At 41.0% G+C, this 23,616-nt stretch carries 24 protein-coding genes and 1 other RNA gene; 7 read left to right on the forward strand and 18 right to left on the reverse strand.

Features of this window, described 5'->3' with window-relative positions:
• Positions 1–287 precede the first annotated feature (287 nt).
• From NSU11_RS16230 to NSU11_RS16240, 3 genes are read left to right on the forward strand one after another with little or no spacing between them, the layout of a single operon-like run.
• Positions 288–1,031 (forward strand): metal ABC transporter ATP-binding protein, encoded by a 744-nt coding sequence (locus tag NSU11_RS16230; RefSeq protein WP_056765790.1) that lies wholly within the window; start codon positions 288–290, stop codon positions 1,029–1,031.
• The gene (locus NSU11_RS16235) at positions 1,031–1,903 is read left to right on the forward strand and encodes a metal ABC transporter permease (protein ID WP_024423468.1); all 873 of its coding nucleotides are present in this window, start codon (positions 1,031–1,033) and stop codon (positions 1,901–1,903) included. Before NSU11_RS16230 ends, NSU11_RS16235 begins: the two co-directional genes overlap by 1 nt.
• A 13-nt stretch (positions 1,904–1,916) precedes the next feature.
• Positions 1,917–2,855: a metal ABC transporter substrate-binding protein gene (locus NSU11_RS16240; protein WP_024423469.1), complete on the forward strand. Its 939-nt coding sequence runs from the start codon at positions 1,917–1,919 to the stop codon at positions 2,853–2,855.
• A gap of 37 nt (positions 2,856–2,892) precedes the next feature.
• Here NSU11_RS16240 and NSU11_RS16245 read toward each other — a convergent pair whose 3' ends face one another.
• On the reverse strand, positions 2,893–3,441 hold the full coding sequence (locus NSU11_RS16245; protein WP_024423470.1) for a hypothetical protein: 549 nt from the start codon (positions 3,439–3,441) through the stop codon (positions 2,893–2,895).
• 88 nt (positions 3,442–3,529) lie between these two features.
• On the opposite strand from NSU11_RS16245, the gene NSU11_RS16250 reads away from it, so the two are divergent.
• A complete protein-coding gene (locus NSU11_RS16250) occupies positions 3,530–4,135 on the forward strand; it encodes a TetR/AcrR family transcriptional regulator (RefSeq protein WP_024426047.1) in 606 nt (201 codons plus the stop codon).
• A gap of 19 nt (positions 4,136–4,154) precedes the next feature.
• On the opposite strand, the gene NSU11_RS16255 is transcribed toward NSU11_RS16250, so the two are convergent.
• From NSU11_RS16255 to NSU11_RS16300, 10 genes are all read right to left on the reverse strand, one after another.
• Positions 4,155–5,087 carry a response regulator gene (locus NSU11_RS16255; protein ID WP_024426048.1) on the reverse strand — a complete coding sequence of 311 codons (933 nt, stop codon included), beginning with the start codon at positions 5,085–5,087 and terminating at the stop codon, positions 4,155–4,157.
• Complete coding sequence (locus NSU11_RS16260; RefSeq protein ID WP_024426049.1) at positions 5,084–6,400, reverse strand: sensor histidine kinase; 1,317 nt, start codon at positions 6,398–6,400, stop codon at positions 5,084–5,086. The genes NSU11_RS16255 and NSU11_RS16260 overlap by 4 nt, the downstream gene beginning before the upstream one ends.
• A gap of 116 nt (positions 6,401–6,516) precedes the next feature.
• Positions 6,517–7,962, reverse strand: coding sequence for an aspartate ammonia-lyase (aspA, locus tag NSU11_RS16265; RefSeq protein ID WP_024426050.1), 1,446 nt, complete (start codon positions 7,960–7,962; stop codon positions 6,517–6,519).
• Between the two features lie 18 nt (positions 7,963–7,980).
• Entirely contained in the window at positions 7,981–9,258 is a 1,278-nt protein-coding gene (locus NSU11_RS16270; RefSeq protein WP_024426051.1) for a cation:dicarboxylase symporter family transporter, read from the reverse strand.
• 373 nt (positions 9,259–9,631) lie between these two features.
• The gene (locus NSU11_RS16275) at positions 9,632–9,766 is read right to left on the reverse strand and encodes a hypothetical protein (protein ID WP_254965603.1); all 135 of its coding nucleotides are present in this window, start codon (positions 9,764–9,766) and stop codon (positions 9,632–9,634) included.
• On the reverse strand, positions 9,763–12,198 hold the full coding sequence (locus NSU11_RS16280; protein ID WP_056765788.1) for a heavy metal translocating P-type ATPase: 2,436 nt from the start codon (positions 12,196–12,198) through the stop codon (positions 9,763–9,765). Before NSU11_RS16280 ends, NSU11_RS16275 begins: the two co-directional genes overlap by 4 nt.
• Positions 12,199–12,482: 284 nt before the next feature.
• On the reverse strand, positions 12,483–12,689 hold the full coding sequence (copZ, locus tag NSU11_RS16285) for a copper chaperone CopZ (RefSeq protein ID WP_034623879.1): 207 nt from the start codon (positions 12,687–12,689) through the stop codon (positions 12,483–12,485).
• 72 nt (positions 12,690–12,761) lie between these two features.
• On the reverse strand, positions 12,762–13,067 hold the full coding sequence (locus NSU11_RS16290) for a metal-sensing transcriptional repressor (RefSeq protein WP_012011272.1): 306 nt from the start codon (positions 13,065–13,067) through the stop codon (positions 12,762–12,764).
• A gap of 106 nt (positions 13,068–13,173) precedes the next feature.
• Positions 13,174–13,629, reverse strand: coding sequence for a DUF6376 family protein (locus NSU11_RS16295; RefSeq protein WP_056765787.1), 456 nt, complete (start codon positions 13,627–13,629; stop codon positions 13,174–13,176).
• A gap of 256 nt (positions 13,630–13,885) precedes the next feature.
• Positions 13,886–15,487, reverse strand: coding sequence for a histidine kinase N-terminal 7TM domain-containing protein (locus NSU11_RS16300; RefSeq protein ID WP_056765785.1), 1,602 nt, complete (start codon positions 15,485–15,487; stop codon positions 13,886–13,888).
• 239 nt (positions 15,488–15,726) lie between these two features.
• On the opposite strand from NSU11_RS16300, the gene NSU11_RS16305 reads away from it, so the two are divergent.
• Positions 15,727–15,963 carry a hypothetical protein gene (locus NSU11_RS16305; RefSeq protein ID WP_056765783.1) on the forward strand — a complete coding sequence of 79 codons (237 nt, stop codon included), beginning with the start codon at positions 15,727–15,729 and terminating at the stop codon, positions 15,961–15,963.
• 91 nt (positions 15,964–16,054) lie between these two features.
• On the opposite strand, the gene NSU11_RS16310 is transcribed toward NSU11_RS16305, so the two are convergent.
• Positions 16,055–16,624, reverse strand: a complete 570-nt coding sequence (locus tag NSU11_RS16310; RefSeq protein WP_056765782.1) for a hypothetical protein — start codon at positions 16,622–16,624, stop codon at positions 16,055–16,057.
• Positions 16,625–16,631: 7 nt separating this feature from the next.
• Entirely contained in the window at positions 16,632–17,105 is a 474-nt protein-coding gene (locus NSU11_RS16315) for a hypothetical protein (RefSeq protein ID WP_224426629.1), read from the reverse strand.
• A gap of 504 nt (positions 17,106–17,609) precedes the next feature.
• Here NSU11_RS16315 and NSU11_RS16320 point away from each other — a divergent pair.
• Positions 17,610–18,554 carry a hypothetical protein gene (locus NSU11_RS16320; protein WP_342493673.1) on the forward strand — a complete coding sequence of 315 codons (945 nt, stop codon included), beginning with the start codon at positions 17,610–17,612 and terminating at the stop codon, positions 18,552–18,554.
• Between the two features lie 71 nt (positions 18,555–18,625).
• Positions 18,626–18,805: a hypothetical protein gene (locus NSU11_RS16325; protein WP_034623886.1), complete on the forward strand. Its 180-nt coding sequence runs from the start codon at positions 18,626–18,628 to the stop codon at positions 18,803–18,805.
• 57 nt (positions 18,806–18,862) lie between these two features.
• Here the strand turns inward: NSU11_RS16325 and NSU11_RS16330 are convergent, their stop codons facing one another.
• The 5 genes from NSU11_RS16330 to rnr all read right to left on the reverse strand — a co-directional run bounded on the left by NSU11_RS16330 (position 18,863) and on the right by rnr (position 23,599).
• Positions 18,863–19,366, reverse strand: coding sequence for a hypothetical protein (locus tag NSU11_RS16330; protein WP_056765776.1), 504 nt, complete (start codon positions 19,364–19,366; stop codon positions 18,863–18,865).
• 112 nt (positions 19,367–19,478) lie between these two features.
• Positions 19,479–19,682: a hypothetical protein gene (locus NSU11_RS16335; RefSeq protein WP_056765775.1), complete on the reverse strand. Its 204-nt coding sequence runs from the start codon at positions 19,680–19,682 to the stop codon at positions 19,479–19,481.
• A gap of 427 nt (positions 19,683–20,109) precedes the next feature.
• Positions 20,110–20,472, reverse strand: a transfer-messenger RNA (tmRNA) gene (gene ssrA, locus NSU11_RS16340).
• Between the two features lie 174 nt (positions 20,473–20,646).
• Positions 20,647–21,117, reverse strand: coding sequence for an SsrA-binding protein SmpB (gene smpB, locus NSU11_RS16345; protein ID WP_012011279.1), 471 nt, complete (start codon positions 21,115–21,117; stop codon positions 20,647–20,649).
• 139 nt (positions 21,118–21,256) lie between these two features.
• On the reverse strand, positions 21,257–23,599 hold the full coding sequence (gene rnr / locus NSU11_RS16350; protein ID WP_024426057.1) for a ribonuclease R: 2,343 nt from the start codon (positions 23,597–23,599) through the stop codon (positions 21,257–21,259).
• Positions 23,600–23,616 lie beyond the last annotated feature (17 nt).

Here is a 23,616-nt window from a genome sequence, read left to right on the forward strand (position 1 = left end):
TGTCTTCTGTCAATCATTTCTGAAGAAATAATTGGTTTTTTGTGTCCAATTCTGTCACACGGATTTTCAATAAACCAAGCTCATGTCCCCCGCCCCCCGCATAACATAAAAACGATCGTTTGCAGTTTTTCTCTTTACAAAAGAAGGACAGACGCTTAGAATAAAATAAAAGTTTCCCTAAGGAAACAAATTAGCATTAGAGAATCATTTCATCCTTTAGTCAAAATTATTTAATTTATGCATATATTTTTAGGAAGTGCAATGATGATTGAAAGGGGCCGCAAGAGATGTCAAATGCTTTAACAATCGACCGTCTTCATGTCTCATATCACGGACAGGATGCATTAGAGAATGTCTCTCTTTCCATACAGGAAGGTACAATGACAGGAATCATCGGTCCAAATGGTGCTGGTAAATCGACGTTACTCAAGGCATGTTTGGATCTCATTGAAAAAGACCAAGGGGATATTCGTTTTTTTGAACAGCCCTTTAAACAAGTCAGAAAACAGATCGCCTATGTACCGCAGAGAAATGATTTAGATTGGACGTTTCCGATTCATGTACTGGATACCGTACTACTTGGAACATATCCGAAGCTCGGACTAATCAAACGTCCAAAAAAAGAAGACCGGGCATATGCGTACCACTGTTTAGAAAAAGTCGGAATGAAGGACTTTGCCAAAAGACAAATCGGCGAGTTATCCGGCGGGCAGCAGCAGCGTGTCTTCCTTGCAAGGGCACTTGCGCAAAACGCACAGCTCTTCTGTTTGGATGAACCGTTTGTCGGGATCGATATGGCAAGTGAAGAAACGATGGTTCGCATTTTGAAGGAATTACGAGATGAAGGGAAAACCATTTTGGTTGTCCATCATGATTTGAGTAAGGCAGATGATTATTTCAGCCATCTTGTTCTGTTAAATAAAAAACTCATCAAAGCAGGGCCTGTACACGACATCCTTCGCCCAGAGATCATGCTGGAAGCATATGAAACACAGCTGCCATTCTTAAAATCAGCAGGAGGAGACGTGTAATGGAATTTTTAACCGGACTCTTTGAATATGCTTTTTTACAAAAAGCGCTATTTACATCCGTCATGGTAGGCATCATTTGCGGCGTTATCGGCTGCTTTATCATTTTACGCGGCATGGCCCTGATGGGAGACGCCATTTCTCACGCCGTACTGCCAGGGGTCGCCATCTCTTATATGCTTGGAATTAACTTTTTCTTCGGGGCTGTTTTAACTGGCGTGTTAACAGCGATTGGGATCGGTTATGTGAGTCAAAACAGCCGCATAAAAAATGATTCTGCCATCGGCATTGTCTTTACAGCCTTTTTCTCAATCGGAATTATTTTGATCACATTTTTGAAAAGTTCAAGTGATCTATATCATATTCTATTTGGAAACGTTCTAGCTGTTCGATCATCTGATATGTGGATTACACTGGGAATCGGTATTTTTATTTTGCTAGCCGTCATTGTTTTCTACAAGGAACTGCTCATTAGTTCATTTGATCCGGTGATTTCTTCGGTTTACGGTTTGCCGAATCGTATGATTCATTATTTTCTCATGACCTTATTGACCCTTGTGACCGTTGCATCACTGCAAACCGTTGGGATTATTCTTGTCGTTGCCATGCTGATCACACCGGCAGCCACCGCTTATCTCTTAACGGACCGGCTCTGGATCATGATTTATTTATCTGCTTTTTTCGGTGCTGTTTCTGCTGTCGTAGGTCTTGGGCTTAGTTTTACGTATAACTTGTCATCTGGCGCTTCCATCGTGCTGGTCGCGACTATTTTATTCGGCAGTGCCTTTATCTTTTCACCAAAGCAAGGCATTCTATGGAGATCATTAAAATCTAAACGAAAACGAACGCACTTAAAAAAGGAAGCGTCTATGTAAAAGGAGGACATATATGAAGAAGGTATTTGCTATCCGTTTGACCGCAGTATTCATTGCCCTTATGATCATCGCAGGCTGTTCGACCAAGCAAAGTAATTCCGGTAAAGATGACGGCACATTAAAAGTTGTCACGACCTACTCTATTCTTTATGACATTGTGAAGGAAGTAGGCGGGCAGCATGTCTCTATTCACAGCATTGTTCCCATTGGTACAGATCCGCACGAATTTGACCCACTGCCAAAGGATGTTCAGTATACGACGGATGCAGACCTTGTTCTATATAATGGCTTGAACCTTGAAACAGGGAACGGCTGGTTTCAAAAGCTGCTTGAATCGAGCGGCAAGGACGGGGATGATGCACCTGTAGCCGAGCTGAGTAAAGGCGTCAAAGTGAAGCATTTGTCCTCAAAAGGCCTTGAAAGCCAGCAGGACCCTCACGCATGGCTGAATGTTGAGAACGGGATCCTTTATGCCCAAAATGCCCGAGATGCGCTTATTCAAGCGGACCCTGAACATAAAGAGGATTACGAAAAAAATGCAGAAGCCTATATCAAAAAGCTTCAAGCTCTTCACGATGAAGCAAAAGACAAGTTTGATCAGCTGCCAAAAGATAAAAAGCTCCTTGTCACAAGTGAAGGGGCATTCAAATATTTTGCAGAGGCGTATGGATTGAAAGCCGGCTATATTTGGGAGATCAACACAGAAAGTGAAGGAACACCAGGACAAATGAAGCGCATTATTCATTTTGTCAAAGATCATCAAGTTCCTGCACTCTTTCTTGAAACAAGTGTTGATAAACGCAGCCTTGAAAGCCTCTCTGAGGAAACCGGGGTTCCGATCAAAGGAAAAGTCTTCACTGACTCTATTGGAAAAGAAGGGGAAGATGGAGACAGCTACTATAAGATGATGAAATGGAATATCGACACCATTTACAAAGGGCTGTCATCATAAGAAAAGACAGGCGGAGTGAATCCGCCTGTCTTTTTTATCAGCCTGTTATATTTTCTGGATGCTTTTTCGGCCAAATGACGTAGCTGATGCTAATGATGAAATCAATCGTTAAGATCATCCCCCATGTATTGACAAGCTGTATCAGCGCTTCCGTCCGCTCTGGTGCTTGGATGAGATAGGTTAATCCATATAACAGCCCCGCTCCAATAACATAAGAAATGAAATGCCGCGCCCAGCCGACCATTTCATACACAGACCGCTCTTTCCCGTACTTTGGTTTTCCCTTTGGCTTAGGGCCTCCTGCAAATCGATAGGCAAACCTAGCATCTGCCCATTTCACCATTTGATGTCCGAAGGCAAGGCTCACACCAATATAAACAGCCGCAAGCCCGTGGATGACACTCGCCACAGCCCCTTGCCTTAAATCTATATAAGTAGCCGCAAGAAGGATGAGATCTAAAACTGGCGTACAGACAAGAAAAAAAGCACCCCACTTTTTCTGTTTAAACACATAACGAAGCGTTAAGCCCATTAGAATAAACAGCCAAAAACCAATTTCACATGCCACAATCAATAACCCGACCAATTTCTCCACATCCTTTTTAATACGATTGTATTAAATAAAAAATAACACATCTGTGTTAAAAAAACAACAGCTATGCTAAAATCAATGTATGCCAAAAATCGTCGATCACCATAAACAAAAACAAAAGGTCGCTCAAGCTGCAATGAGAGTGATTAAACAAGAGGGATTGGAAAACGCTTCTGTACGAAAAATAGCAGTCGAAGCTGGAATTTCAGCCGGCTCTATGCGTCATTATTTTTCCACACAGCAAGAGTTATTTCTCTTCTCTATGAATTTAATTCAGGAAAGAGTCAAGGAGCGGATTACAGGGCTTTCATTAAACGGTTCAACGGAGGAAAATGTCCTCACTTTATTGGAGCAGCTTCTTCCACTTGATGAAGAACGAAAATTTGAAATGGAGGTGTGGCAGGCTTTTACAGTTAAGGCGCTGACTGAACCAGATCTACAGCCGCTCAATGCAAAGATGTATGACGAGCTTTTCCAAACGGTCCAATATTGTTTAATGAAATTGAAAGAGGATGGGCTGCTGTTAACTGATATTGATCTTTTATTAGAAACTGAGCGGCTTTATGCGGTCATCAATGGGCTTGCATTGAATGGAATCGTGCAGCCCGAACGTATACCGCCTCAGCTCATACGCTCTGTACTGCAGATGCACCTGCAATCCATCACAAAAAAAGACATGTCTCCTTAATTGGAGAGCATGTCTTTTTTTAATCTTCCATAAAAATACGTTTCGCTTCGTAGTAAAGCACCTGCACAAATTTCTTCACATTGATACGGGTGTGTTCTTCTCTTCCGCTCATCTCTTTCGTCAATTCACTCATTTTCTTTCGTACGATGGTGAAATCGAAAAATTTAGATGCGTAATTTTCAAACGTTGGATGAGAAAAATCGGTTAGCCCAAGTGATGCGATGTGCTTTAATGATTGGTTGATCGCACGTCTTACCCGCTGTTCGGCTGCCTTTGCTTCTCTTGCGATGTCTGCCGATGTGTAGGGCTCACTTAACTTATCCTCCGTAATCCCAGTGAAAATGATTTTTAAAGAAGGAAAGGAATCATGCTGATCAGCATGCAGCGCTAAATACTGGTCTGTAAACAGAATCATATCTAATAAATCTTTAGACCCCTTCTCACCAACAATACCAAGCTCCGCCAGCAAAAACTGCCCCGCCTCTGCAAGACTTTTCCCCCGCTGCTTCGTTTTCGTCTGACCGCGCTGCTGAAATTGCATGACCGATTTAAGTGAGTGCTGAATATTTTCAATTGAATGCTCTAAATGAAGACGTTCAATCATGAGATGGAGGACACTTAAGACCTCTACACGATTGATCGGCTTTGTCACATAATATTCGACGCCAAGCGTATACGCCTGTCCGATTAATTCCTTTGTTTCAACCTGTGACAGCATTAAGTATTTCCCATGAAACTCATCCTTGATCGCTCGAATCGTTTCAAGCCCGTCCCTTTCCGGCATCAATAGATCAATACATAAGATATCAATGTGCAAATCATTTAAGTAGCTGGCTGTTAACTCTGCGCCATCCTCTGCTTCCCCGGCCACAATGCCAAGCTCTTCATCTTCAATGAGCTGAGCCAGCGAAGAACGAACGGCTTCATCATCATCAACAATAAAAAATCTCATCTCCCAATCCCCTCTTTTCTACTGACTTGATCTACTGGTATCGTTAATGTGAAAATCGTTTGTTCATTTGGGATACTCTCCATCTCAACACTTCCGCCAAGCTTCTCCGCTGTATCCTTTACATAGGCAAGCCCGATACCGCTCGATGGATTCCCAGCCTGATCGTATTTTAAAGTGAAGCCCGGTTTAAAAATCACATGATGATTACGTTCTTTTATGCCAGGCCCGTTGTCGCTGATTTGAAAAATCACGTGGTTTTCTTTCTGTGAAATAGAAAGTGACACCTCTCCTTCTACAGGAATGGCTTCCACAGCGTTGGATACGATGTTATTTAACAAAGATAGAATGGTATACACATGATAGGCGGGATGCTTTCCATCTTCATCATAATGAAAGACGATGTTTTTTTTAAGAGATTCTGCATAATTTTCATGAATGCGAATAACAAGCCCAGCGATATGAGAAGGACTCTCATAAGCCTGGAAGTTTTCCTCATGAATCAGCTTTGATAAGGCAGAAAAAATCCGCTGGTTATCCTTTTTGATTTCATGCACCTCTCCTGCAATCTGCAAGGCGGTTTTACCGAGCTTTTTCAAATCCAATGATTCCGCATCCTTTGCGTGGTGAAGGGATTGATACAATTGATAGGATGTAGCCGTAATATGCTCAGCATGTGCGAGTGTTTTATGAAAATATGTAGATTCTGTGTAAAGGTTAGACAGAAGCATCAGCAGATGTTCCTTTTCCTTTTTCATCTGACGCTCTCTCGCCTGCTCTTCATATAAGCGAATCATTGTATAACAAGCCAACACGAAAAAGCTTCTGAATATCGCCAAAACAAATAATTGGAACAGCGTCCTCACCGTTAAAATTTCATCCATCGTGCCTCGAAGTGCGATGATTTCAACAACGCTTGCGCACAGCTCCATGACGATGCCTGTTGCTCCAATCAGCCATGGCTGATCGCGGAAACGTCTGACCTTCAATAAATAAAAGAGTGTGCCATAGACAACATAATAAAGCAGGGAAGGAAATCTTAATGAAACTGCCTCTTCAAGCGGAAGATGCCCTGTCACAGCTGTATCAAGCAGCACGCGAAACACAAAAACAGATATCCCAGCGATGATGCCGCTTGCCCATGCCGGAAATCTTTTCATTTGTAGCAGGATAAAGAAAAAGACAACGGTTCCAAAGCTGACCCGAAAGCTGTCCTCAAACGGATAAAATTTAAACTCTCCGCCAATCGGCGTCAGTACAATGAGCAGCACAATTAAATAAGGCTCTGTATTCAGCCATTTTTTCAGTAGATTCAAACGCAGTCACATCCCTAATAATTGACGATAGTATACTATGTGAGCTAAAGAAAAACAAACCTCCATGAAAAAGCGCACACCGGAACTTTGCCGGTGTGCGCTTCTCATGATGCCGCTTAATCTTCTAAACGATCCTTTTCTAAAAGTGATGCACCAGCAATACCTGGTTTTGTCATTTCAAAAGGATTTAAGATGACATCAAGCTCTTCCTCTGTTAACACATCATTTTGCAGACAAAGCTCACGTACAGATGCGCCTGTAAGGATGGCTTCTCTTGCAATTCGTGCAGCCGCTTCATAACCAATGTGCGGGTTCACCGCCGTCATGACACCGGCACTCTTTTCTACATATTCTTTTAATCTAGATTCATCTGCTTTTAAGTCACGCAAGCAGTTGTCCACGAAGGACTCGAATACATTTTTCATCATGCTGAGAGATTGAAGCAGGTTGAACACTAACACTGGTTCCATAACGTTTAGTTCAAGCTGGCCAGCCTCTGATGCAAGACAGATTGTGTGATCATTCCCTATGACTTGGAATGCCACTTGGTTCATGACCTCAGGCATAACTGGGTTGACTTTCCCTGGCATGATGGATGAACCTGGCTGTCTCGGCGGCAGGTGCAGCTCACCAAAACCTGCTCTTGGACCTGAAGCCATCAGACGAATATCGTTCGCCATTTTGGACATGTTCATCATACATACTTTAAGTGCAGCCGATACTTCTGTATAAGCATCCGTATTTTGCGTTGCATCGACTAAGTCTTCAGCGCCAACTAACGGTAATCCGCTAATGTCAGATAGGTAGCCAACTACTTGGCGAATATATTTAGGATCTGCATTCAATCCAGTTCCGACTGCTGTTGCACCCATATTGACTTCATATAAATGCTGTCTAGACTGCTTGATACGTTTAATATCACGAGCAAGAACTTTTGCATACGCACTAAACTCTTGTCCAAGTCTGATTGGAACAGCGTCCTGAAGATGCGTGCGTCCCATTTTGATGACATGATCGAATTCCTGCGCTTTTTCGGTCATGACTTGATGCATGTTTTCCATCGTATAAAGTAGTTTTTCAATCATATTCAATGTTGAAATATGAATCGCTGTTGGGAAAACGTCGTTTGTTGACTGCGACATGTTCACATGCGTGTTTGGACTTAGCTCAGTATAAGCGCCTTTTTCCTTTCCTAGTAGTTCAAGCGCTCTGTTTGCAATGACTTCATTGGCATTCATATTCATTGAAGTGCCAGCCCCGCCTTGAATTGGATCGACAATAAATTGATTGTTCCATTTTCCTTCGATGACCTCATCTGCGGCTTGAACAATTTTTTCTCCAAGACCAGAATATAGTCGCTGTGTATCCATATTTGCAAGTGCGGCTGCCTTTTTGACAATCCCTAATGCTTTGATGAGTTCCTCATGAATACGGTAGCCTGTAATTGGAAAGTTCTCCACTGCACGTAATGTTTGAATTCCATAATATGCTTGAGTGTCTACTTCCTTTTCACCTAGAAAGTCACGTTCGATTCGAACTTGCTTGTCCTGTAGCTTCGTCATTTGAAAAGATCTCCTTTTTTACGCTGCTTTTGTTTGTTGTTTTAATTCCTCAATATACTTCTTCGATTTCTCTTGATCAAATACTTTTTCCCACTTAGACATGACAATGGCTGCAAGTGAGTTACCAAATACGTTCACTGTTGTACGAACCATGTCAAGAAGTCGGTCGATCCCAACGATGAAGGCAAGTCCTTCAAGCGGCAGTCCCATAGCACCAAGAGTTGTGATGACAACAACGATCGATGCACCTGGTACACCAGCCATTCCTTTAGATGTCAGCATTAAAATTAATAGTAACGTAATTTGCTCATAGATGGAAAGAGGCATGCCGTACATTTGTGCAACAAATATCGCAGCAATGGATTGATAGATGGCACTTCCATCTAAGTTAAAGGTGTAGCCTGTTGGAATAACGAACGACGTGATCGCTTTCGGGCAGCCGAACTTCTCCATTTTGTCCATTAATCTAGGCAGTACAGCTTCTGAACTTGCTGTTGAGAATGCAAGAATGATTTCTTCTTTTAATACTTTAAATAGTGTAAAGACACTTGTTCCAGCCATTTTCGCAATAATGCCAAGTACAACAATGACGAAGAATGCCATTGTACCGTAAACGACAAGTACCAGTTTGCCTAGCGGGAGAAGCGCTCCGACCCCGAATTTGATCACCGTCACACTGATGAGCGCGAATACACCAAATGGTGCAAACTTCATCACTTTATTGGTCACCCAGAACATGGCTTCGAGTATACCTTCAAAGAATCCTAATACTGGTTTTCCTTTGTCTCCAACTGCGGCAATTCCTAATCCGAATAAGACTGTAAAGAAGATGGTTGGTAATAGATCACCTTCTGCAATGGATTGGAAAACGTTTGTCGGTACAAGATGCACCAACGTTTCAGAGAAAGTCGCTTTTTCAGAAGAAGCCTTAGATGTCTCTTCATATTTAGAGATATCACCTTTCTCCATGTTGCTCATATCAATTCCTGTACCAGGATGGAACAAGTTTGCTGCAAGCAGTCCAACTGCTAATGCAATCGTTGTCACAATCTCGAAGTAAAGAATGGTTTTTCCGCCGAGTCTTCCGATCGTTTTCATATCTCCAACACCTGCAACTGCTACAATCAATGCAGCAATAACAATTGGAAGAACGATCATTTTAATTAAATGGATGAATATATCGCCAATCGGCGTTAACACATTAATAACGGTTTCATTTTGATAAAACAGCGCTCCCACGACAACACCCAGAACAAGTGCAATGAGTATTTGAGAAGCTAACCCTAACTTTTTCATACGTGAACCCCCTTTTTTTGATAACGCTTTCTTTGTTGCTTAATCGCATCTTAACGACGAACCTACAAAAAACGACAAAAAGGAACAAAAAGAAGTGAATTTTTTATGAAAAATCTTTAAAAAGGTGGGTTTTTCCACAATATTGTAAAAAAAAGACTTCGCTTTTGGCGAAGTCTTAGAATATATAGACAACGTGTTAAAATGATTTTGTTTTAACACGTTGTCTTCTTTTCAGCGTGATAGAAAACCTTTGAAGTCGAGGAAGGTCGAGCACCAGCGCGGAGCGAATAGACATTCGTGAGCACTGGCGCACAGACCTGACAAAGAATGCGAGGGTTTGTCTACATGCTGGGACTTCGCTTTTGGCGAAGTCTTAATGATTTTGCATCTGTTCACTTGGTGTATGTTGATTTTGAAAAAATTCATCATAAATCGTATATCCAATCAGCACAAGAGCAACGTAGAACAATGCACTAACGGTCCAAATCCATTTGACATTCAGCTTCATTCTGCCACTCCCTCTCTAATTGGCTTCAATCGCTGCAATCTGAGCGCATTCAGCACAACGGACACGGAACTAAAGGCCATTGCTGCTCCTGCAAGCCATGGCGCAAGAAAACCAAATGCAGCGATCGGTATCCCGATACAGTTATAGGCAAGCGCCCAAAATAGGTTTTGTTTAATGTTTCTCATTGTTTTTTTACTAAATTCCAGCGCATCTGCAATGGCATGGAGATCTCCTGTCATGAGCGTAATATCTGCTGCTTCCATAGCAACGTCTGTCCCTGTTCCCACAGCCATCCCAATATTCGCTGTTGCAAGAGCTGGGGCATCATTGATACCGTCTCCGACCATGGCGACTTTTTTTCCTTGTTTCTGAAGCGCTGCAATATGAGCCGCTTTTTCTTCAGGCAGCACTTCAGCAATGACATGATCAATGCCCGCCTGTTTCGCAATCGCCTCTGCTGTTAGTTTATTATCACCTGTCATCATCACAACGTGAATCCCCTGCTCTTTTAGACGAGCGATGGCTTGTGGAGAGGATGATTTGATTGTATCTGCAACCGCGACAATGCCGGCGACTTCACCGTCAATCGCAACAAGCATAGCCGTTTTCCCTTGCTCCTCCAGCGTTGTGACAGAAGCTTCAATTTGCTCATATTGGATATGATGTTTCTGTAATAGCTTACGCGTTCCAATCAAAAGCTTGTGTCCTGCTGCCTTTGCTTCAATTCCATGACCTGGATCTGCTTGGAACGCTTCAACCTCGACCGCTTCAAGACCTCGTTCCTTCATACCGTCTGTGATCGCCCGGGCAAGCGGGTGTTCCGACTGCTGTTCTGCCGAGCCTGCTAGCTGCAGCAGCGTATCTTCTGTCCAGTTGGCATATGCCAGTACATCTGTCAGACTAGGCTCTCCTTTTGTCACAGTCCCTGTTTTATCTAACACCACCGTGTCGAGTGATTGAGTCACTTCTAAATGCTCTCCGCCTTTAAACAGAATGCCTGATTCAGCCGCACGGCCGCTGCCAGCCATAATAGAGGTTGGTGTCGCAAGGCCGAGCGCACACGGACATGCGATGACAATGACGGCTATAAAGGTTTCAAGTGCTGACGTCACATTTCCTGGATCAACAAAGAAAAACCATATGAGGAATGTGAGCACAGCAATTCCTACAACAATAGGAACAAATATCCCTGATATTTGATCTGCCAATCTTTGAATCGGTGCCTTTGAGCCCTGCGCTTGTTCTACGACTCGGATAATCTGTGAAAGAGCGGTCTCTTTCCCGACTTTAGTCGCTTTTATTTTGATGAATCCATTTTTATTGATCGTTGCCCCAATGACCATATCTCCTGCTGTTTTATCAACAGGCAGACTTTCTCCTGTAATCATGGACTCATCTATTGCGGTTGTCCCCTCTATGATTTCTCCATCTACCGGCACTTTTTCCCCGGGTTTGACAAACACAAGATCATTCACTTTCACGTCAGAAATAGGCACAGTCATCTGCTTGCCATCTCGCTCGATAACCGCTTCTTTCGCCTGTAAGCCCATCAGCTTTTGAATCGCTTCTGATGATCTTCCTTTTGCTCTTGCTTCCATTAATTTTCCGAGCACGATCAACGTAATGAGGACAGCACTTGTTTCATAATAGAGGGCTGCCTCATGTGTGCCTCTAATCGCTGACTGAATGCTTTCATATAAACTATAGAAAAACGCGGCAGATGTCCCAAGTGCGACAAGAACATCCATATTGGCACTTTTATTTCTTAAAGCCTTATACGCACCTACATAAAAGGGCCAGCCGACAATGAACTGCACCGGCGCTGCTAACGCCAGCTGTACCCATGGATTCATAAACGCTTCTGGCAGCCAAATAAAGGACGTAAAAGAAAAATGGCTGACCATTGCCCAAAGAAGCGGCAGTGATAAAATCATCGAGAATAAAAAGCGTGCCGTTTGCTTTTCTATTGCAGCTTGCCGGTGATCTTTTTTTCCTTCCTCCGCTTGATCTGCATCTGGTTCTATTAAAGAATACCCAATAGACTGCACCGCATCTTTTATGTCATTTGCAGACGTTTGGCCCGGATGATATGTGACCTGAAGTGTCTCAAGGGCAAAATTTACAGACCCGTGATCGACACCATCCATTCGGTTAATTTTTTTCTCGATGCGGTTTGCACAAGCTGCACAGGTCATTCCCTCTATATCAAATTCTGCTTGCTCCATCACCACATCATAGCCAAGAGATTGAACTTTTCGCTTCAAATCATCTGGTGTTAGCTGCTCTGTTTCATAAATGATATGAGAAGTTTCAAGCGCCAAATTCACACTGGCATCCTCCACACCTTCCAGCCTATTCAATCCCTTTTCGATGCGGCCTGCACAGGCAGCACAGGTCATCCCCGTAATTTGAAAATCAATTTCCTTTTTCATTGATCTCACCTCTCCACATACTCCATGGGGGTATTATATTTTGAAAAAAATACGTGCTGTTTTGCAGCACGTATCAGATTGTGACAAAGGGTTAAAATGATCTTTATTTTAACCCTTTGTCTTCCTTCTTTATCAGCGTGATAGAAAACCTTTGAAGTCTAGGAAGGACGAGCACTGGAGCGGAACGAATTTGACATTCGTGAGCACCAGCGCACAGACCTGACAACGAATGCGAGGGTTTGTCTACACGCTGAAACGTGCTGTTTTGCAGCACGTATACTTATTTATATGACATCATATCCCTGTTCCTCAATCACATCGGAGATACGGTGTAACGTGACTTGATCCGGGTGAAATGAAACCTCCACCTGTCCTTTGTCTAAATGGACTTTCACAGATTCAACACCTGCTAATTCTCCTACATTTCCTTCGACTGCTTTCACGCAATGTCCGCAAGACATGCCCTGCACTTGAAGTGTTGCTTGTTCCATTTCTCATCGCCTCCATCAATCATTTTCTACAATTTACTATACCCTAGTAGGGTATTAATGTAAACATAAATGCTACGATTTTGTCAGTTTCGTAAAGACCGTCATTAACTCTTCAATGGCTTCATCCCCATTGCCGCTCTTGATAGCATCTGCAACACAATGGTGTGTATGCTTTTCCATCAAATGAAGACTGACTTTTTTCAAAGCCGCATTGACTGCGGAAATTTGATTCACAACATCTATACAGTAACGATCGTTTTCAATCATTTGCTGAATCCCGCGCACTTGTCCTTCCACTCGTTTTAAGCGATTGATCAATTGGTCCTTTTCCTTTTCGGCTCTAGGCGAAGCCATATGTCTTTCTTCATGTTCTGTCATGTGATCACCTTTTTTCCATTATGACTTGTTTGTACCTAAATTAAAGCATATCTCCACCGGAAAAGGCAAAGATATGCTGAGCACCGCATATAAAGCTGTGTTTGTCCTAATTTGTTAATTGTTCGATATCCTGCAAAAGATTGACGGATTGCTGAAGCTGTTTCATCAATCCCTGCTGATCCTCCAGTATGGCGGCAGCATCGATATCGCCTGCTTTCAATTGCTGTAAATACGTTTGGATTTCCTCTGACAGCACTTTATTTTTTTCAATGATTTGCGCATGCAGGTCTTCTGCCATTTTTGGCGCTGTGACTTCATTAAAATCTTGAATGTCTGCCTTCAATGATTCAAGCTGCTGCGTTAATTCTGCTTTTTTGGCGGCATTTTGCACAGCTTCTTCAGCGAGTTTTGGAAAATCCTCTGTAAATTGCTGAATGTCTGTCACATAGTCATTTGCCTCAGTGACATATGTCGTTGTATCGTTGACCTGATCAAGCAAGCTGGAGCACCCGCTTAATACAAGCGTTCCGAAAAATAGGAAAGCCATCACATATTTTTTCAAGATCGATCATCCTTTCATCTGTAGGATTAAAAGCATCATTTGTTCCGCTTCTCTATCACACAGATGCAAAAAGACCTTAAAAATAGCCAGACCTTTGCCTCATGTGTGATAGGCAAAGGTCTGGCTAACATTGTTCATGCCGGAATAGCCGAGAAACAACGGATGTTTCTGTAATGACGACCAAACCGTAAAAGCTACTCCCCTTTAGGAAACCGTTCAAATGTTATGTTTATCATATCGAATGTCAGGACAACAGTCAATTCAGAAGATCCTGCTCTTGATACAGCACATGGCCCTTACCAGTGGATGCATAAATCCGGTTCCGTCCTTGGCGTTTTGACATATACAAGGCCTGATCCGCTTCAAATAGAAGTGTCTCTAATACACAAGGATCATTGGCTGTGTGAGCAATTCCAAAGCTCGCTGTCACTCGCACTTTTTCCTCATCATTCGTAAAGAAACTTGCTTCAAACGAATGTCTTATTTTTTCCGCGATATGACATGCCTCTTTAAATGACTGATGAGGCAGACAAATGGCAAACTCTTCTCCCCCATATCGTCCAAATAAATCATCCATTTGTAAATGCTCCTGACAAATAGAGACAACATGACGCAGCGCTTCATCCCCAATATGATGTCCGTGTGTGTCATTGATTTGTTTAAAAAAATCAATATCAAACAGCATAACAGCCGTATCCTGTGCATCCTCTTCCAAGATCATCTGCGTTCGTTCGATGAAAGAAGAACGATTGAAAATATTCGTCAAACCATCGATATACGCACGACGCTCCAGCTCTTCCTGCAGCAAACGCTGCTCTGTTACATCACTGATCACGATTTGCCTGCCTTCGATCTCTCCTCTTCTATTAAATAGAGACGAAGCGGTCAGATGATAATAGCAGGACTGGTCTTTTTCCTTTTTCCACATTAAATCATATTGCGAATGATCCTGCGGAGAGCGCAGCCATTGAATGAACGTTGAATCTTTGATGATTGCTGAGAAAATATCGTCGATTTTATAGCCAATTCCCTTTTTATTCGCAAGTGCTGGAATGATCGATGCAGCAGCGGGATTGTAATCAATGAGTGTCCGATATCGATCTAAAATCAGAACCCCTTCAGACATATGCTCAAACACACGCTCCATTGCAATAGGAGACAGCTTAAAGAGCTGAAACGACATAATTGCCCATAAATAGAGTGCATTGGTGATAAACATCACCACAGGAACCGGATCAATATGTAGGGGTGTAACACCTAATAAATAAATAAAAGAAGTCAAAATTGGTAATGACATTCCCACTAACAGTATCAGAATCTGCTTTAAATATTCTTTTTTTGTGACACGTAAAAACCAAAACAGCATAAAGATAGCAAGCATCGAACAGCCAAACGTATAAACGCCATGAATGATATACCAATAGCCAATCGTAAAATCAGCCAATAAAAACCCATCTACTGGATTCATCGTGATGCTTCGATAAAAGAGTGAATGTAAAGAGTTGGTGAACACCATAATGGTTGTGAGAGTTGGAATCAATAAGATGAGAAGCACGCGGCGCTTTGTTAAATATTGATGGAACCCCGTAAATTGCAGCACAATCAGCAGACTGAGCGGTGCGATAAACGGAAGACCTATGTATTGAAAACAAACCCAGAACATGATTTCTCCAGGAGTACGAGCCAATAATTCAAACGTATGCCCAAAGATATAAATCGCAGTTGCTCCAGACATGTACATAAACAATTGACAGCCAATATATCGATGGCGGTTTGCATGAGCAATGATTGATAATATCACGGACAGAATGCCAGAAACACTCATGATCACAATAAAATGTAAAACAATCGAATCCATGTAAACGCCCCAATTTCAGTTATTTAGAACTAGTCTAATCTTACTATATATGAGGACGTCTCAAATGGGAAGATGTGATTTTGAATTGGTTGGAGGTTTTTTGTAAAATTTCAGGCGTCATCGGTTCGTGATTCCTTATATTTTCACTACTTTTTGCTTAATTTGAGGGAGAAGTATGTTGCGTTCGGAGAAATATCTGTACAATGTGGGGATGAATGGAGAGGAGACTCGAAAGGAATATGACTTTTTGGATGATTATGACGGGGCTGTTTATGCTGATTCTTTTAGAAAAACCGTTTAAAAAGAGAAGTTCTGGATTGTTATTTTTGATCAGTTACTTGCTGCTGATTGCGGTTTATGTGATTCAGACAACGTTTGTAAAACTTATGCCGGATGGATTTTTGATGATGATTGCGGTGGTTGTCGTTTTTCCTTTGTTTGTTCGGTTGGTGTCTTCTTTGAGAAACCGTACATAAGAAAAGAGATGCCAGATCTGACATCTCTTTTTCTGCTGTGAACCAAGTTCGGTTTATATCCTTTAAAAGGTTCCAGCATTATTTTTCTAAATCAAGGTTTTGAATTATCTTTTGTTGTATTTTTAGCTTTCTCATCTTCAATTTTACTAACCTCTGCTTTTGCAAGAACCATCTCTTCTAATGCTTTCTTCATCCTAGAATCTATGAAATTCAAATCATCACCGTCTACCTTATCTTGCTTGGCAACCTTTAAAATATCTTTGAAAATCGGCTCTAAGTTGTCATCTGTTTTCACTAAGTAACTATTTACCTTTTTATACGTATCTGGAACTTTGTTTTCATTTTCTTTGGCTTCGTTAAGTAATTCTCGCAGACTATCAATTTTCTTCTCAAGTTCACTAGCCCATTCTTTATCATAAACATCATCCATTGGAACTAATGAAAAAAAGAAAGGCATAATTCTATCTTCAAAACGTTTTAAATACCCCTTATACCATGCAGCATATTCTTTATCGGTCATCTTTTCAATTTTTTCTTGTTTTACCGGCGTTTTATTTGACGATGAACCGTTTGCTACTTCATTTTTACCGCATGCTGTGCTCAGCATCAATGTAAATACTAGAAGAAATATTGAAAGCATTGTCCTTTTGTTTGTCTTCATGTGTGAATTACTCCTTATCCTTTGAGACTTTTTCTACTTCGTCATCGGCTTTGGCTGTTTGATCGTATGCTTTGTCGAGTCTTTTCGAAATGTTATCCAGTGATTCAAGATCAAGATTTTCAAGTGCTTTCGGTGTTTCTTCTACGGCATATTGATATCCTTTGTTTGCTTTTAGCAAATACTCATGTGCTTTTTTATAAGCACCAGGAACGTTTTTCTTTTCATTACCCTCATCAATGACTTTTTGTACATCAAAAAGTGACTTCTCGACAGATCCAAGCCATTCATCATTACCTGCATCAATTGCCACCATCTTTTTAGCAAACGCAAACATTGTGTCTTCAATATCACTTCTGTAATTCTCATACCACTCGGCGTATTCTTTTTCTGCCTTTTGATTGCTGCACGCTGTACCGAATACCATCAGCACGGCAAGCATAATCATCGTGGCGAATAGTGATTTAGTCTTTACTTTGTTCACTGAGATAAACTCCTTCTGCATTCCTGCTGTTATTTTCAGGCTTTAAGTTTAATAAATTCACCCACTAATATATGGTGTAACATCCCTACATTTCATCGGTTAAAAGATGGTTATATTTAGCTATTCATTCAAATTATTAGTAAAAAAATCCCCATTTGGCTTTTCTGTTAAAAAATTAAAAAAGCATAAAAAAAACGCTATCAATAGCGTCTTCTTTTATTTAATCTAAATATTTCATGTTGCCAGACCCGCATCAAGGGCTTTAAAACCCTTGATGTGACTGGAATCTAAAAGTTTTGATGGAGACGGTGGGAGTCTATTAGATGGGGTTCGTATGTTTGTAATATTCATTAGATACGTTTACTATTCAATGTTTTGTTTATTATTAGTTGAGCGTTTTTAAACTTTTAATGCCAGAATGATGCCACAAAACCCTCACTTTAACATTATCCCCTGTTAATATGATAAACTTTTATGGAAATTATTTGATACGGAGGGTTAATATTGAATTACCTTAAAACTTTTCTCTTTATGATTTTATGTGCCTTATTCTTATCTGCTTGTGGCAAAGCAGAAAACACATCCACAAGTAACTCCAGTAAAAAAGAAGAAAGCATTGAAACTAAAAAAAAATTAAACGTAAAGATCACTTTGGATAAAGAAATCACAAACAATAAAATTATTATCCTTAGCGGGAAAAGCAACTTACCTAAAGATACGAAACTAAGGATTCGTCTTGAACAAAAAAATTCCCATAAAAACTCCATAGTTAATACAGCTGTTCAAAAGGATGGATCTTTCGAGTATAAATTCTTTAATGAAGGTGACACAGTATTTGATGATGGGAAATATATTATATATGTCGAAACACTACCGGTTCTTGAACAAACTGAAGTTGTTCAAGAACTTTTTGGAGATAATGGATCTAACCTCAGTGGTTCACAGATTAGCGGTGACTCAGAACTAAAAGCTACTGCTGAAATAAATTTAAAAATAAACATGCCTAAAGATACAGATGCAGAGGAAGAGAAAAATGAAGATTATACCTCAGAAGAAGTTGAAGATAACAGTGAAGAAGATGAGTTAGATATGGTAAAAGATGATGCAAAAATAGAAATCAAAACAATTATCGAAGAGAACTATAAAACCACATCGATTGAAAAAATTGAAATTAACGAAGATATGGGTTCAAATGAGAATAATAAATTAATAGCTCTTGTTTACTTGTCATTTGACGCGTTGAACACAAGTAAAACCGCTTATAACATGGTTGAAATGTATAGTGATGACTTAGCTGCAAACATTGGCAAAGATAATGATACAGTCAATCAAATAGCTGTATTTTGGAAAGTTCCTTATATAGATGAAGATGAAACAGTGGCTAAATTCTCGTATGAACGTTCTGGAGAACAAATGAAAATTACTGATAAAGTATCTTCTTTAAAATGACCCTTCAAGTTGAAGGGTTTTTTATTAACATTTATAATCGAACGTACATTCTTTTTGTAGGAGGGTATGACGTGACGGATCTTGAAAGGAAGTTATACCGAAGCATTTATAATATGAGCCGATTTCGCAACAACCCTTCGATGGATGACCTTAAAAAGAAAACGGGTAAAGATGAACTCGCGATCCGTAAGGCTGTTAAAAACCTGATGTCTAGAAATGAAATAGAATGGGATAAAGAGAAGCATGAGTGAAAGTTCAAGTAATGTAAAAAAGCCGCCCAGGTGGACGGCCAATTTTACATATTACTCTTATTCATATTGAGCAGGAGCAATTTTGGCTACTGGCGCACCACAAAATAGCATGAATACGAATAACACGCTCGGCTTAATTGCAAGGCCCATACCGCCTAAGTAAACTGCCACTGTCATCCAATCTCCCTTATCTATTGCTTTTTGCAGATGCTTTAAAGTACCTTTAGCGATACCAACTGCATCCTCGACACAGCGAGTTACCGTGTTACTTTTCGTAGTCGCTTCTTGATTCATTAATTTTGCGAAAGCGATCATGCCATTTTTCTCTGCATTTGTATAATGTGATTTTGCAAGCTCTTCTTCATTAATGGTGTAGCCTTTTTCTTTATCAGAAATGATAATCTTTGTGAAGATGTATTCAATTTCTTTTAAAGACTTCTCAATTTGCTCTTCTGTCAAACCTTCTAATCCCTTTGTGCTTTGTGTCTTTGCAGCAGCAGCTGGAACAAAGGCAGTCACAGCCAGAACTAATGCTAACATTAAAAAAACCAATCTTTTCATATTAACTCCCTCTTTTTTTAACTTAAAATTACTTTATCATACATTTATGTAAAATAAAGGTTTTTAAGAGAGAGTTAAACCCATTAGACACAATCATACATAAATCGACATATTACGCCCACAAGTTTAAACATAAAAACGATAGAAAATAAATGACCATGCCCAACATTACAAAAAATTTAAGGAAATTTTCGTACTTTGTGAGAGGGCGCTCTTTTTTTGTTTTGACTAGTTTCCAATAAAGAGCGTATCCAGAGAAGAAAAGAATTAATTGACCAAGTTTTGAAGCGTTCTCTAATATATCTATACCATTCATTATAGTTCACCTCCCAAATTAGAGAAACATCAAACATTCTACACATCTACTTTTCATGTATATCCAAGGTAATTTCAATTTATTATCTCAAATTTCCTTTTTTGCCTTTCAACATTTATGTAAAAATAAGTAATAAGAAGCATTACACAAGATAGATCTATCCCTCCTTTCTCTACTTGTTTTTTGATTTTCCAAAAATACGGATGATAGATAGGTGTACTTGAAGTAACTGAATTAACACAAAAAAACCTCCAAAAAATGGAGGAGTTCTCAGAAACACTAAACAATTATAGCCATATATACCCTTCCACACAAAAGGAAGTTGTAGCTTTTATGAAAGAAGAAGTTTTTTAAAATGTTGCCAAAATGTTGCCAGACCCGCATCAAGGGCTTTAAAACCCTTGATGCGACTGCATTCTAAAAGTTTTGATGGAGACGGTGGGAGTCGAACCCACGTCCAGAGACATCGATTACTTAAGCGTCTACGAGCGTAGTCAACATATTTTGTGTTCACTCATCCTCATGCCTGCTGACGGGCGCTTGGAGAGCTAGTCTGATGGATCTCTTCTTACGTCCTCAGACGGAAACGTAAGCGTAGCCTACTTCATTGGGCTCCTCACAGACACATAGGCGATGTCAGGAAGAGCTCGCTGCGCTTATTAGGCAGCTAGTGCTAAGTTTTGGTTAAAACTTTTAGTTTTGCCAGTTACATTTAAGTGCGTGTTAACGAGATCGCCTCTCGGCTCGCAGCCTAAGCTCGAACCATCCCTGTCGAATCCGTAACGTCCCCTTGTAAAAGGGATATACGGGATGGAAGTTCAGCTTCACTGCTTCCGTATATAACTATTATAACAATCTCACTGCTCGAAACAACTGGTGGTTTCTGTCAAAACAGCGCTGATTGTTTACTACATAAGACATTGTAGCATAATGCTTCCGCTCTCAGCAAGCCATCAGCATCAGGCTAGAATTGCTTTTGACGATCGCGGAAGGCACGTTCGATTTCACGTTTTGCATCTTTTTTCTTCAAGTCTTCACGTTTATCGTATTTCTTCTTCCCTTTTCCGATTCCAATCAGCACTTTGGCAAAGCCATTTTTCAAATAGAGTTTCAGAGGCACAAGTGAGTAGCCTTCTTCCTTCGTCGCACCAATCAATTTGCTGATTTGCTTGCGATGAAGAAGCAGCTTTCTCGTTCTCAGCGGATCATGGTTATAACGGTTCCCCTGCTCGTATGGGCTCACATGCATGTTGTGAAGGAACACTTCTCCTCGCTCGATTTTGGCAAAGGAATCTTTTAAATTCACTTTTCCAGCACGAATCGATTTGATTTCAGTTCCTTGCAACACAAGACCAGCTTCATACGTTTCTTCTATAAAGTAATCATGATTTGCTTTTTTGTTTTGGGAAACAACCTTTCCCTCTCCCTTTGGCATTGGCGTACACCCTCCTTTTGACACAAACACGGTCCAAATCGTACGGATTATTTTATCAAACAATCCAGCTTTCGACAATGCTGACGCCATGTGGTCAAAAAGCAAATAGAGCGTGATGCCCTATTTGCTTTTTGGCACGTTACTTTTTCTTTTTTCGTTTTTGTTTCGGTGCGTTTTCAAATACGCGTTTTTTCTTTTTCTTCTTTTTACGGCTTGTGAACCAGTCACTTCCGCTTTTATCCTCTTTGCCTTTTTCCCCAGAGGCTTTTTGACCTCCACGGCCTTTTTTCGCTGGTGGATCTGTTCGTTTTTTGAACTTGAAATCTTTTGGTGATTTACGGCGAGTGCCCTTCATACCGACGATTTCAAAATCAATTGAGTGCTCATCTTTATTGACATTCACGACTTTGACAGTGATTTCATCACCGATACGGTAGACATTCCCTGTACGTTCACCGATCATGGCAAAGTGCTGTTCATCAAAGCGATAGTAGTCGTCAGTCATGTAGCTGACATGGACAAGACCTTCTATCGTATTCGGCAGTTCAACGAATAGTCCGAAGTTCGTCACGGAACTAATCATGCCATCAAACTCTTCACCGATTTTATCTAGCATAAACTCTGCCTTTTTCAGGTCATCTGTTTCACGCTCTGCATCGACTGAGCGGCGCTCCATTGTAGATGCATGATCTGCGATTTCAGGCAGCAGCTGGCCCCACTTTTCTAAGGTCGCTTCATCTGTCTTTTTCTGAATCAAATAGGTTCTAATCAATCTATGCACGATTAAATCCGGGTAACGGCGGATCGGTGATGTGAAGTGTGTATAGAATTCCGTTGATAATCCAAAATGGCCAATGCTTTCTGGATCATACTTCGCCTGTTTCATAGAGCGAAGCATCACAGTTTGAATGACGACTTCTTCTGGTTGATCCCTGACAGCATCGAGGACACTTTGAAGTGCGCGCGGGTGAATGTTCGTTGACGTCCCTTTCACAATGTAACCAAACGTCGTCACGAACTCTAAAAAGCGCTGAAGTTTCTCAGGATTTGGTTCTTCGTGAATTCGGTAAATGAACGGAACATTCATCCAGTGGAAATGCTCTGCAACCGTTTCGTTTGCAACAAGCATGAATTCTTCAATTAATTTCTCTGCAACGGAACGCTCACGAATGACAACATCTTTCGCAGCGCCTTCATCATCTACAAGTACTTTTGCTTCCTTGAAGTCAAAGTCTACAGCTCCGCGCTCCATTCGTTTGTCACGAAGAATCTCTGCAAGCTTCTCCATCTCTTGGAACATCGGCACTAGCGGCTCATATTTGTTTAGAAGCTCTTCATCTTGGTCGACTAAAATCTTATTCACATCGGAATAGGTCATTCTCTCTGTCGTTTTGATCACACTTTGGAAAATCTCATGTTTGACGACTTTCCCGTTACGATCAATAACCATTTCACAAGACAGGGTGAGACGATCGACCTTTGGATTTAATGAACAAATACCGTTTGACAAACGATGCGGAATCATCGGAATGACGCGGTCGACGAGATAGACACTCGTTCCACGTTCATAAGCTTCCTGATCAATCGGAGAATTCTCTGTGACATAATGAGAAACGTCTGCAATGTGCACGCCAAGCTTATATTTGCCATCATCCAGCTTTTGCACGGTTACGGCATCATCTAAGTCCTTTGCATCTGCACCGTCAATCGTCACAATCGTTTCATTGCGCAAGTCGCGTCTGCCTTCAAGGTCTTTTTCATCAATTGTTTCCGGTGTGTCTACTGCCTGCTGAAGTGCTTCTTCTGGGAACTCACCTGGCAGACCGTGTTTATGAATGATCGACAAAATATCAATGCCAGGGTCATTTTTATGACCGAGGATTTCAGTCACTTCACCCTCTGCACTCATTCTTCCTTCAGGGTAGCTTGTCAGCGTCACAACGACTTTATGACCTTCGACCGCACCGTTTTTAGCGGATTTCGGAATGAAGATATCGTTTGTGATTTTTTTATCATCAGGAATGACAAAGCCAAAGCTTTTCGTTTCTGTATAGGTACCGACAACCGTCTGAGTATTACGCTCCAGAATGCGGATGACCGTTCCTTCTTTTTTCGTGCCGTTTGATTTGTGGCTGACACGCACCATGACGGTATCGCCATTCATCGCTGTGCCTAACTCATTTGGCGGAATGAAAATATCATCCTGTCCAAACTCTTCAGGCGTTACAAATGCAAATCCTTTTGCATGAGCAGACAGCTTTCCTTTTACCAAATTCATTTTTTCTGGTACACCGTAACGGTCGCTGCGCGTGCGAACGATGAGTCCTTGATCCTCCAGCGTCACAAGTGCTTTGACGAGCTCTTTATAATCATCAGGATTGGTAATCTCCATCATGACTTCCAGCTCTTGAACAGTTAACGGTTTATATGCTTCTTCTTTCATAAAAGCGAGTAATTCATCCATAAATTCTTCTTTTTGCACACTCTAACCCCCTATAT

This window comes from Bacillus sp. FSL R5-0712 (assembly GCF_038593285.1).
GTDB lineage: Bacteria > Bacillota > Bacilli > Bacillales > Bacillaceae > Bacillus > Bacillus safensis.

What these genes read in the sequence shown, in the direction of transcription:
- NSU11_RS16230 (WP_056765790.1), top strand. Translation starts at nt 288, where the DNA reads ATGTCAAATGCTTTAACAATCGACCGTCTTCATGTCTCATATCACGGA.
- NSU11_RS16235 (WP_024423468.1), top strand. Translation starts at nt 1,031, where the DNA reads ATGGAATTTTTAACCGGACTCTTTGAATATGCTTTTTTACAAAAAGCG.
- NSU11_RS16240 (WP_024423469.1), top strand. Translation starts at nt 1,917, where the DNA reads ATGAAGAAGGTATTTGCTATCCGTTTGACCGCAGTATTCATTGCCCTT.
- NSU11_RS16250 (WP_024426047.1), top strand. Translation starts at nt 3,530, where the DNA reads ATGCCAAAAATCGTCGATCACCATAAACAAAAACAAAAGGTCGCTCAA.
- NSU11_RS16255 (WP_024426048.1), bottom strand. Translation starts at nt 5,087, where the DNA reads ATGAGATTTTTTATTGTTGATGATGATGAAGCCGTTCGTTCTTCGCTG.
- aspA (WP_024426050.1), bottom strand. Translation starts at nt 7,962, where the DNA reads ATGACGAAGCTACAGGACAAGCAAGTTCGAATCGAACGTGACTTTCTA.
- NSU11_RS16270 (WP_024426051.1), bottom strand. Translation starts at nt 9,258, where the DNA reads ATGAAAAAGTTAGGGTTAGCTTCTCAAATACTCATTGCACTTGTTCTG.
- NSU11_RS16275 (WP_254965603.1), bottom strand. Translation starts at nt 9,766, where the DNA reads ATGAAGCTGAATGTCAAATGGATTTGGACCGTTAGTGCATTGTTCTAC.
- NSU11_RS16280 (WP_056765788.1), bottom strand. Translation starts at nt 12,198, where the DNA reads ATGAAAAAGGAAATTGATTTTCAAATTACGGGGATGACCTGTGCTGCC.
- copZ (WP_034623879.1), bottom strand. Translation starts at nt 12,689, where the DNA reads ATGGAACAAGCAACACTTCAAGTGCAGGGCATGTCTTGCGGACATTGC.
- NSU11_RS16290 (WP_012011272.1), bottom strand. Translation starts at nt 13,067, where the DNA reads ATGACAGAACATGAAGAAAGACATATGGCTTCGCCTAGAGCCGAAAAG.
- NSU11_RS16300 (WP_056765785.1), bottom strand. Translation starts at nt 15,487, where the DNA reads ATGGATTCGATTGTTTTACATTTTATTGTGATCATGAGTGTTTCTGGC.
- NSU11_RS16305 (WP_056765783.1), top strand. Translation starts at nt 15,727, where the DNA reads ATGACTTTTTGGATGATTATGACGGGGCTGTTTATGCTGATTCTTTTA.
- NSU11_RS16310 (WP_056765782.1), bottom strand. Translation starts at nt 16,624, where the DNA reads ATGAAGACAAACAAAAGGACAATGCTTTCAATATTTCTTCTAGTATTT.
- NSU11_RS16330 (WP_056765776.1), bottom strand. Translation starts at nt 19,366, where the DNA reads ATGAAAAGATTGGTTTTTTTAATGTTAGCATTAGTTCTGGCTGTGACT.
- NSU11_RS16335 (WP_056765775.1), bottom strand. Translation starts at nt 19,682, where the DNA reads ATGAATGGTATAGATATATTAGAGAACGCTTCAAAACTTGGTCAATTA.
- smpB (WP_012011279.1), bottom strand. Translation starts at nt 21,117, where the DNA reads ATGCCAAAGGGAGAGGGAAAGGTTGTTTCCCAAAACAAAAAAGCAAAT.